The 11,857-nt window shown below is 47.6% G+C and carries 7 protein-coding genes; all 7 read left to right on the forward strand.

The window, feature by feature from the left end; translation table 11 throughout:
• Positions 1-19: 19 nt before the first annotated feature.
• Positions 20-751 (forward strand): hypothetical protein, encoded by a 732-nt coding sequence (locus KDK18_RS06380; RefSeq protein ID WP_257254036.1) that lies wholly within the window; start codon positions 20-22, stop codon positions 749-751.
• A 164-nt stretch (positions 752-915) separates the two neighbouring features.
• Complete coding sequence (locus tag KDK18_RS06385; RefSeq protein WP_257254037.1) at positions 916-2,457, forward strand: hypothetical protein; 1,542 nt, start codon at positions 916-918, stop codon at positions 2,455-2,457.
• Between the two features lie 150 nt (positions 2,458-2,607).
• Positions 2,608-4,758 (forward strand): hypothetical protein, encoded by a 2,151-nt coding sequence (locus tag KDK18_RS06390; protein WP_257254038.1) that lies wholly within the window; start codon positions 2,608-2,610, stop codon positions 4,756-4,758.
• 144 nt (positions 4,759-4,902) lie between these two features.
• Positions 4,903-6,840 (forward strand): hypothetical protein, encoded by a 1,938-nt coding sequence (locus KDK18_RS06395; RefSeq protein WP_257254039.1) that lies wholly within the window; start codon positions 4,903-4,905, stop codon positions 6,838-6,840.
• A gap of 212 nt (positions 6,841-7,052) precedes the next feature.
• Complete coding sequence (locus KDK18_RS06400; RefSeq protein WP_257254040.1) at positions 7,053-8,543, forward strand: hypothetical protein; 1,491 nt, start codon at positions 7,053-7,055, stop codon at positions 8,541-8,543.
• Positions 8,544-8,766: 223 nt separating this feature from the next.
• Complete coding sequence (locus KDK18_RS06405; protein WP_257254041.1) at positions 8,767-10,899, forward strand: hypothetical protein; 2,133 nt, start codon at positions 8,767-8,769, stop codon at positions 10,897-10,899.
• A 115-nt stretch (positions 10,900-11,014) separates the two neighbouring features.
• On the forward strand, positions 11,015-11,857 hold an 843-nt coding region (locus KDK18_RS06410; RefSeq protein WP_257254042.1), incomplete at its 3' end, for a hypothetical protein.

Consider the following 11,857-nt stretch of genomic DNA (forward strand, 5'->3'; position numbering starts at 1 on the left):
AGAATCGTATTGACTCATAATGGCAGGGATATCATCCCATATTTTTAGAGGCGGGGCAGATGGTCAGCAACAGCCGTGCAGAAAGATCTGCATAAATGCTGCTACCCTGTGGAATCACAAAAGAAGCGTCCACACTATTCAGCAAACCTGTGATGCGACCGTGGTCGGCCAGGATGGCCTGCTGCGGTCATGTGGAAAGTTGTACAGCAATATCAGAGCTCTTTGGAATCACAAAAGAAGCACCCACGGCGGGCAAAGAATTTGTAACGTAAAAGTGACTGGTGAAAATGGCCGGTTGCAACTATGCAGGGCAGTCTGCAAGAGTTCTAAAGCCCTGTCGGTTCACAAAAGCAAAGTCCACAGCGGGCAACGAACCTGTGACGTGACAGTGATCGGTGAGCATGGCCAGCTGCAACCATGCGGAAAGGTTTGCAAGAGCGCTAAAGCCCTTTCGGATCATAAAAGCGGATACCATACAGGAAAAAAAACATGTGACGTGACCGTAGTCGGGGACGATGGTCAGCAACGACCATGCGCAGCAGTCTGCAAGCATGCTCGAGCCCTGTCGACTCACAAAAGCGTCACTCACATCAGGCAAAGAACCTGTGACGAAACAATCGTCGGAGAGGATAGCCAGCAACGGCTATGCGGAAAGATCTGCAGGAGTGCTCAAGTCCTGTCGGAACACAAAAGAATGCATCGGAAACGTATACCTGTGGGTGCAGACGAAGACGATGACCTCAGTCCTTGATCTGATAACCGCCCTTTCATAAGATTTTGCCCGGTGAAGCCCTGGGCTTTTAACAGAAGGCCTTTGACAGAAAAACGCGCTTACTTTCATGATCTATCCTTTCTCTCTGTAACCCAGAACGCAAGGATAGAATTATTAAATCCCCACTCTTTTCGGCACTGTTTTTGCTGCTACTGACGCTGTCTGTCGTCTGTCAGAGTCAACCGTTAACAGGACATTTTGTTATCGAGTTTGAACAGAAAACAAATTCTCCAAATCAGAGCTATTCTGCAAAGCCTGACCGGCAATTATCGGGCAATCAGTCAGGAGTTGTCAGCACAAACGACTGTGCAGAATCAGATTCGATGCCTGATAGCACACGACAGCGATCTCAAGATTACTGCGCAAACACGTCCCTTGCTGAATCGATTTCATGGCAATGGCTTTACACCACTCACCTGCTGGTTGCTTATGAACAGATCCTGACCACCAAAGATGCCCCTTCTGGCTTCATCCATTATTCATGGTTACTTGCAGAAGGAGTTGTCGCTTTGGGTTGGCTTTTAAAAAGCTATTGGAACTCCTATCCACCGCTCTTTAACCCAATTGAACAACAAGAGGCAACGTCTATGCAGACACAGGGAGATCAACTGTGTGCAGCCATCACTATGATGTTGGGCTCTGGACAAAATCAGCAACAATGCCAACCATCAGAATCATCCGATCGTGAAGTCCCGGAAGCCACCAGTCACTTTACAGACGCTTGCATTCGTCTCCTTTATTCTGACTCTGGAGACGACAAAGGATACCCTCAAAAACAGCAGCATACTTTCGGTTTAAATTGTTTTGCCCATCCCTGTCATGGCGTTTGTAGTTTTCGGCAATCATCCGATATCAGAGAGACCTCTGAATGGCCTGAAAATTTCGTAGAAAGTTCGACAGCCCAAATAGGAGTATCAGCCGGACAAAGCTCATGCCCTCATTTAGCCAATGGATACTGCCTTAGTTGCATAGGCCACTTTGATCCTGTATTCGCCACACATTTCCAACACTCAATGAGTGCACAGGCTGCCTATGCAACTGACCCTGCCGGGTCAATAAATCATGGGTTGCCAATGCCCATAAACCGGACTTCCACCACTCATGATTTTGTGGCCATTAATGAGCCTCTTTATCCTCCTGACCCTCTCGAAGAAATCGGAATGTCATCTCACAAAAGCAAATACCACAGCGGACAACAAACCTGTGACGCAACAGTCATCGGGGAGGAAGGCCAGGAGCGATCATGTGGAAAGATCTGCAAGAACAGACAAGCCTTGTCGGTTCACAAAACCAGAGCGCATACCGGTCAGAAAGCCTGTGATGTAGCATTGGTCGGAGAGGATGGCCAGCCACGACTGTGTGGGGTTGTCTGCAAGAATCTTCAAGCCCTGAAAGATCATAAAAGCAAAATCCACAGTGGGCAAAAAACCTGTAGTGCGATAGTGGTCGGGGAGGACGGACAGCCGCGGCCGTGTGGGACGGTCTGCAAAAATATTCAAGTCCTGTCGTATCATAGAAGAAGAGACCACAGCGGGCAACAAACCTGCGCCGTGGTTTTGGTTGGGAGGGATTGCCAGCAGCGGCTATGCGGAAAGATATGCAGGAGTGCTCGAGCCCTGTCGGACCACAAAAGAGTTCATCGAAAACGTAAACCTGTTGGTGTGGACGAAAACCTCACCCCTTGATCTGACAGCCTACCTTTCATGATATTTGCCCGGTGCAACCTTGGTCTTTTAAAACAAGGTCTTTGAAAGAAATTACGCTTGTTTTCTTGATCTATCCTTCTTTTCTGGAACCCGAAACGCAAGGATAGAACGATTAAGCATTCACTCTTTGTGGCGCTGTTGTCGCTACTACTAATGTTTTTTGTCATTTGTCAGGCTCAACCGTTGACAAGGGGTTTTGTTGTCGAGTTTGAACAAAAAGCAGTTTCTCCAACGCTGAGCTTTTCTATAAACCCTGACTGGCATACATTGCCGGGTAATGCGCCAGACATTTACGATAACAATGGCCATAAATTAAGAGTTTCGCTGACTGATGAAAAACGACAAAGACACAATAACGTAGTAAAACACCCCATTTTTGAATCTATTTCGTGGCAATGGCTTTATACTACTCATCTGTTGGTTAGTAACGAACTGATCCTGAGAAACAAAGACGTCTCTCTTAACTCCACCCCTTATACATGGCTAATTTTAGAAGCGGTTGTCGCTATCGGTTGGCTTTTAAGAAACTATTGGCCCCCCGATTCACCACTGTTTTGCCCGATTGAACAACAAGAGGCAACGTCTATGCTGACACAGAGGGATCACCCATTTGCGACCATCGCTATGATGTTCAGCTCCGGACAAGACCAACAAGAAAGCCAACCATCAGAATCATCGGGTCAGCAAGCCTCTCAAGCCACCAGTCACTTTACAGGCTCTTTCATTAGCCTTCTGTTTTCTGACTATGACGACAATAACGGAGGCCCACAACAACACCAGCATACTCTGGGTTTAAATTGTTTCGTCCATCCCTGTAATGGTGCTTGCAGTTTCCGGCAATCATCCGATGGCGAAAAGCCCGCTGAGTCCCGCTGTGAGCAGTCCGACGCACCGATACAGACGACAAAAATAGAAATCGCTCAATTAGGAGCAACGGCAAATACCGGACAAAGCTCATACCCTGACTTGACGAATAAACACTATCTAAGTTGCATAAGCTCTTCTGATCCTGAAAAAGCTACACACTCCTTGGATAATTCGCTTTTTCAAGAATTGCAGGAACTTTCTGACAGTCAATTCTCACTCTATTTCGACCAACTAGTTGAGCCAGAGCCGTATGTTATTAATGGTAATCTGCCCAATAGCTGCAACCATACAGACGGGGTCGCCTCAGACGGGGTCGCCTCAGACGGGGTCACCTCAGACGGGGTCGCCTTTACGCTCGGGCATTTGCCTGCCATCAATAATGATTTTGGATTCATTAATGAGCCATTCGATCCAAGTAGTATTCTCGAAGAAGCCGGATTTTCCCTTACGCTCAGCCATTCAGCAGCCCGGCAAACAAACACTGAAGTATTCCAACCGGGTCAGGACCAACCCCATCTTTTCCGAACAAGCTCAGTACAAGCCCTGTTAGCTCAGAAAATAAAAGAAAACATCGAACAAAAAACTTGTGACGTGAAAGTATTGGGGAAGGATGGCCAGCTGCAGTCATGCGGGAAAGTCTACAAGGATACCCTATCGCTGTCATCTCACAAAAGCAAATACCACACCGGGCAAAAATCCTGTGACATAACCATAGTCGTGGACGGCCAGCCGCGGCCATGCGGCGCGGTCTTCAAGCATGCTCAATCTCTGTCGTCTCACAAAAGCAGATTCCATAAGTGGCAGATAACCTGTGATATGACCGTGGTTGGGGAGGATGGCCAGCATCGGCCATGCAAAAAGGTCTGCAAGAGTCCTCATGTCCTGTCGGGTCACAAAAGAAAAGACCATAGCGGGCAACAAACCTGTGACGAGACAGTGGTCGGGGAGGATGGTCAGCCGAAGCCATGCAGGACGTCATGCAGGAATGCTAGTGCTCTGTCGACCCACAAAAGCAAATATCACACCGGGAAACAAACCTGTTACGTAAGCGTGGACGGAGAGAATGGTTTACCGCAGCCATGCAAAAAGATCTACAAGAGTACTAAAGCACTTGCAGATCACAAAAGAAAAGACCACAGTGGACTACAAACTTGCGACCTGGCAGTGATCGGGCAGGATGGCCAGCAACGACCATGCGGCACGGTCTGCAAGAATATCGAAGTTCTGTTGTGTCACAAAAGAAAAGAACACACCGGGCAACAAACCTGTAGCATCATTTTGATCGGGAAGGATGGCCAGCTGCGGCAATGCGGAAAGATCTGCAGGAATACTAAAGCCTTCTCGGATCACAAAAGAATACATCGCAAACGTAAACCTGTTGATGTAAACAAGGACGATGACCCCAATCCATGATCTGACACCCGCCCTTTCATGAGGTTTTATCCGTTGCAACTTTGAGCTTTTAACAGAAGTCATTTGACAGAAGGTCTTTGAGAAAAAACTCGCTTACCTTCTTGATCTATCCTTCCTATCTGTAACTTAAAACGCAAGGGTAGAATGATTAAACACTCAATCTTTGCGACAACGCTGTTGCTGATACTGTTTTTGTCTGTCATCTGCCAAGCGGAACCGTTGACAAGACGCTTCATTGTCGAGCTTCAACAAACGACAGATTCTCCAGCAAACCAGAGTTTTTCTGTAAGGCAGTGTGACCTGCGAACATTTTCAGGCATTGCCGACACAAACAGCTATGCAGGATCAGCTTCACTGCCCGACGGCAAACTACGCAGATCCTACGGTTATGGGGTAAAAACAACCCTTATTGAATCGATTTCATGGCAGTTGCTTTACGTCACTCATCTGCTGGTTGATTACAAACTGATCCTTAGCATCAAAGATACCCCTAAAAGAGCCATCCCTCACCCGTCACCACCTGTAGAAGCGATTATCGTTGTTGGTTGGCTTTTAAAAAGCTACTGGAACCAAGATTTACCGTCGTTGAACCCGGTTGAAAAACAAATTGAACAACAAGAGGCAGCACCCAAGCTGACACAGAAGGGTCAACCATTTGCCATCATTACTATGGGACTTGGCTCTGGACAGAAACAACAAGGCCAGCTTTCAGAATCATCTGACCAGCAAGCCTCGGGGGCAACCATCCAACTTACAGGCATTTTCACCAGCCCCCGGCATTCTGGCTCGGGCGGCGGTAACGGAGACTCTGAACAACACCCACATACTCTGGGTTTAAATTGTTTCGTAAATAGTTGCAATGGCGTTTGTATATTCCGGCACTCTTTAGATTCTGATCGCCATGCATATGACCAAAACAATGCATCCCTCGAAACGGAGTCAACCGGCCTACAAGAAAAAACAATCTCCCTTACTTTTCCCCACTTCCATTCTCAAGCAGGGACTTCAAACACACAACGAACCTGTCCCGCGACAATGATCAGAGAGGATGGTCGGCGGTGGCCATGCGGGAGAATCTGCAAGAGCGCTCAATCCCTGCGGGATCACAGGAGAAGAGACCACAGCGGGCTACAAACCTGTCTTCTGGCAGTGGTCGGTGAGGATGCTCAGCAGCAGACATGCGGGAGAGTCTGCAAGAGTTCTAAAGCCCTGTCGGATCACAAAAGAAAAGACCACAGCGGGATACAAACCTGTAACCTGACAGTGATCGGGAAGGATGGTCTGTCTCGGCCATGCGGGACAGTCTGCAAGAATGCTCAATCCCTGACGGATCACAAAAGAAGATATCACACTGGACAACAAACCTGTCACCTGACAGTGGTCGGGGTGGATAGCCAGCAGCGGCCATGCGGTAAAGTCTGCATGAGTACTAAAGCGCTGTCGGATCACAAAAGAAAAGACCACAGCGGGAAACAAACCTGTCAGGCGACAGTGATCGGGAAGGATGGTCTGTCTCGGCCATGCGGGACTGTCTGCAAGAATGCTCAATCTTTGTCGTCTCACAAAAGCAGAAATCACAACGGGCAAAAAACCTGCAAAACAAGCGTGGCCGGAGAAGATGATCAGCCGAAGCCGTGCGGAAAGATCCTTGATACCAGAAAAACCATGTGGAATGACAAAAGAAAAAATCACTCCGGACAAAAAACCTGTAAAGTGACCGTGGTTGGGGAGGATGGCCTGCAGCGGCCATGCGGAAAGAACTGCATGAATGCTCAAACTCTGTTGATTCACAAAAGAAAAGAGCACAGCAGGCAACAAACCTGTCACATGATAATGGTTAGGGAGGGTAGCCAGCCTAGTCCATGCGGGGTGGTCTTAAAGAATGCTCATTCTATGTCATCTCACAAATGCAAATATCACACCGGACGGGTGATCTGTGACGTGACAGTGGTCGGGGAGGATGGTCAACAACGACCATGTGGAATGGTCTGCAAGAGTAAAAGAATCCTGACAGACCACAGAAGAACACATCTAAAACGCAAGTTTAATGATCTGGACCAGAACAATGTCCCCAGTCCTTGATCTGCCTCTCGTCCTTTCATGAGGAGAACTATCAGGAGATAAAAGTCGTTTAAATGAATACCCCAAGCCATCCATCTTTCCCCGAATGGCACCTGATCGAGCTGTCCTGGCTTAGCAACGGATACAGCTGCGCCTAAATGGTTGTTTAACAAAAAGCACACCTAATTTCCTGATCTATTCTTCTTCCCAGTAAACCAGAATATAAGGATAGAATGATTAAACACTCACTCTCTAAGGCACCACTGTTGCTGCTATTTTTGCTGCTAGTGTTGCTGAAAATGTTGTTGTCTGTCGCCTGTCAGGCTGAACCTTTGACCAGACATTTTATTCTCGATCTTAAACAGAAAGCAGATACTCCAACACACCGGTTTTTTTTTAGAACGCAGCATGATCAGCATACATTTTCAGATATTGCCAACACAAACGGCTTTACAGAATCAGATTCGCCACCTTATATCAAACCACTCAGACTAAGCGGTATACTGAAACAGGGGGATCATTCCTTTGCAGCCATCACCATGATGCTTGGCTCTGGACATGAACAACCACAACTCGAGTCATCAGAATCATCCGGTCACAAAGGCCCGGATGCCACCACTTGCTCCAAAGGCTTTTTCACTGCTTCCTTTTCTGACTCCGGCGGCGGGAACGGAAATCCTGGGCAACACCCACATACTTTGGATTTAAATTGTTTCATAGATACCTGTCGTGGCGTTTGTCAATTCCGACAATCAGTAGATCCTGATAACTGTGTGTATGATCAGAACAATGCGCTTTTAGAAACTGAGTCACCCTATCTTAAAGAAAAGTGGATATCCTTTTCGTTTACCCGACTGTCACCCACGACAGAGACTCCGGAAACACAACATGTCTGTTATTTGACATTGTTCGATAAAGATGGCAAGCCTAAGCCATGCGGAAAAGTTTGCAAAAATTCCAAAGTCCTGTCGACTCACAAAAGAACAATCCACAGCGGGAAAAAAATCTGTGACGAAACAGTGGTCGGGGAGGATGGTCAGCCGCGAACATGCGAAAAAGTCTGCAAAAATAATCAAGCCCTTTACGATCACAGAAGAAATAAACATACCGGGCAACAATCCTGTGACCTGCCAATGGCTGCGGAGGATGGCCAGCCGCGAACGTGCAAAAAAGTCTGTAAAAATACTCAAGCCCTTTACTATCACAAAAGAAAAAAACATACCGGACAACAATCCTGTGATCTGCCAGTGGTTGGGGAGGATGGCCAGTCCCGGCCATGTGGAAAGGTCTTCGAGAATGCCATCACCCTGTCGAGTCACAGAAGAGAAGGACACAGCGGACCACAAACCTGTGACGCACCCCTGGTTGGAGAGGGTGGCCAGCCCCGGCCATGCCGAGTGGTCTGCAAGAATGCTCATGCTCTGTCGACGCACAAAAGTGCTTACCACACCGGACAAAAAACCTGTGAAGTGATAGTGGACAGAGAAGATGGCCAGCAACAGCCATGCGGGACGATTTGGATAAATGCCCGAGCCCTGACGAAACACAAAAGAAGTGTCCACAGCGAGCAACAAACCTGTAAAGTGACCGTGGTCGGGGAGGATGGCCAGTCGCGACCATGCGGAAAGTTCTGCAAGAATGCTAATGCCATATCGGATCACAAAAAAAGACACCGAAAACGCAAACATGAGGAACTGTACCAGAACAACGACCTCAGTCCTTGATCTGATAAGGCCTTCTCATCAGGAGATCTATCTGAAGACAAAAGTCGTTAAAAAATACTCGAAGCCATCCATCTATCCCGGGATAGCTCTTGATCACGCCGTCCGGGGGCTCACCAACGGATACGTCTGCTTCAATGTTTCTTTAACGGAAGGTCGCTCACATAAAACACAGTTATTTTCTTGATCTATCCTTTCACGCGGTAAACCGGAACGTAAGGATATAATGATTAAACACTCACTCTCTATAGCACCGATGTTGTTGCTGCTACTATTGTTGTCTGTTTCCTGTCAGGCCGAGACTTTGACAAGGTGTTTTATTGTCGAGCTTCAACAGAAGACAGATTCTTCAGCAAAACAGAGCTTTTCTATAAAGCGTGACCAGCATACATATTCAGGTATTGCGGACACAAACGGTTATAGAGGATCAGATTCGCCGCCTGATAACAAACCACCCAGAGCCGCCGGTTTCAGGGTAAAAACGCCCCTTATCGAATTGATTTCGTGGCAATGGCTATACTCCACTTATCTGCTGTTTGGTCACGAACTGATCCACACCATCAACACTCCTCTTCTAAGCTCCAATCCATATCCATGGCTACCACTAGAGATGTTGATCACTGTCGGCTGGCTTTTAAAAAACTATTGGAACCCAAACTCACCGTTGTTTAATCTGATTGAGCAACAAATCGAACAGCACGAAGCATCATATATGCTGACACAGGTTGATCACCCGTTTGCCACCATCACCATGATGCATGGCTCTGGGCACGCCCAACAGCAAGGCCAGCTTTTAGAATCATCCGATCAGCAAGGCCCTCAAGCCAACACCCGGTATATAGACTCATTCACTGGCTCACTGTATTCTGACTCTGGCGGCGGTAACAGAAACCCTGGACAACACCGACATACTTTGAGCTTAAATTGTTTCGTAGATACCTGCGCAGGCGTCTGTCAATTCCGACAATCAGCAGATCACGATGCACATGCCCAATACAATGTACTTTTAAAAACAAAGTCATCCGACCTACAAAAAAAAGGAATTTCCTTTACGTTTACCCAGTTACCCTCCGCAGCAGATTCAGAAAGACAATATATTATTTATAAGACAGTAGTCGACATAAATGATCAGCCGAAACAATTCGGGAAAGTCTACACAATTTCCAAAGCCCTGTCGGGTCACAAAAGAAAAGTCCATAGCGGGCAAAAAACCTGTAACGAGACAGTGCTCGGGGAGGATGGTCAGCGACAGCGATGCGGGAAAGTCTGCGAGAGCTCTAAAACTCTTTCAGCTCATAAAAGAAAAGACCACTCCGGGAAACAAACCTGTAACGAGGTAGTAGTCGGGGATAATGGCCAGCCGCAGTCATGCGGGGTGGTCTCCAAGAATGCTCAGGCTCTGTCGTCTCACAAGAACAAATATCACACTGAAAAAAAAAACTGTGACGTGATAGTGGACAGGGAAGATGGTCAACAACAGCCATGCGGAGAGGTCTGCATGACTGCTTACTTTCTGTCAGCTCACAAAAGCAGAGTCCACAGCAACCAAAAAACCTGTGATGTGATAGTTGAGGGAGAGCACGCACAGCGACGTCCATGTGGGATAGTCTGCAAGAATGCTCAAGCCCTTTCGGATCACAAAAGAATGACCCACAGCGGGCCAAGAGCCTGTAATAAGACCGTGGTAGTGGATGGCCATCAGCGGCCATGCGGGACAATTTCGATAAATAATCAAGCCCTGACGGATCACAAAAGAAGTGCTCACGGCAGTCAACAAACCTGTGACGTGTCCGTGGTCGAGCAGGATAGCCAGCAACGCCCATGCGGAAAGGTTTGTAAGAATGCCAGAGCCCTGTGGAGTCACAAAAGAAATGACCATTCAGGCCAAAAAACCTGTGTTGAAACAATCACTGGGGAGGATGGTCAGCTGAGGCCATGCGGGAAGATTTGCAAGAATATCCAATCTCTATCGACTCACAAAAGCCAGTACCACACTGGGCAAAAAACCTGTGAACTGACTGTGGTCGGGGAGAATGGCCATCAGCGTCAATGTGGAACAATTTGGACAAATGCTCTAGCCGTGTCATGTCACAAAAGAAGAGACCACAGCTGGCAGCAAATCTGTAACAAGCCAGTGGTCGGGGAGACTGGCCATCAACGGCCATGTGGAACGATATGGAAAAATGCCCGAGCCCTGTGGGATCACAAAAGAAGAGTGCACAACGGGCAACAAATCTCTGACAAGGCAGTGGCCGGGATGGACGGTTCGGCCCACAAAAGAACACATCGAAAACGCAAGCTTGTTGATCTTGACCAGGACGATGACCTGAGCCCTCAAAAACGTACAGTGAATCAGTAACGATCTGATCCGGTAAATGACTTCGAAAATTTTTTATCAGGAGGTCTTTAATAGTAAAACACGCTTATTTTCTTGATCTATCCTTCCTCTCTGTACACCATAATGCAAGGATAGAATGATTAAACACTCATTCTCTGCGGCACCACTCTACTTGCTACTACTGTTGTTGTCTGTCGTCTGTCAGGCCAGACCCTGGACAGGGCGTGGTACTGTCGAGCTTGATCAGAAAGCAGACTTTTCATCAAGCCAGTGCCTTTTTATAAAGCGTGACCAGCGCACATTTTCAGGCATTGTCGACACAAACCGTTATGCAGGATCACATTTTACGCCTGATGGCAAACCACTCAGCCCCTTCGGTTACGGGGTAAAAACGATCTTTATTGAATCAATTTCGTGGCAGTTGCTTTACACCACTCATCTGCTGGTTGGTTACGAACTGATCCTGACCACCAGAACCGCTCCTCTGAAGTCCACCTCTGGTTCATGGCTACCTATAGAAGTGTTTGTCGCTGTCGGTTGGCTCTTAAAAAGTTATTGGAACACCTGTTCACCGCTGCTTAACCCGGTTGAACAACAAGAGGTTTCAGCTGCACTGGCTCGCCAGAGTCAACCGTCTAAGGCAGTCACTATAATGCTGGGCTCTGGAGAAAACCAACAGCCGCACCAGCCATCAGAACCATCCAGCCAGCAAGCTCAGGAAACCACCACCCAGCTTACAGACCCTTTCACTCCCCCCCCGGATTCAGACTCCGGCGGCGGTAACGCTGACCCTGAACAACACCAACATACTTTGGGCTTAAATTGTTTCACCCACCCCTGTCATGGCATTTGTCAGTTTCGAACAATATCCGAAAGCAGTGACCTCGCTGAATGGCAGCAGAACTTCGGACAAAGTTCATGCCCTCATTTGGCCGATGGATATTGCTTTAGTTGCACAGGTCGTTTTGATTCTGAAGAC

It is taken from the genome of Endozoicomonas sp. SESOKO3, assembly GCF_024606255.1.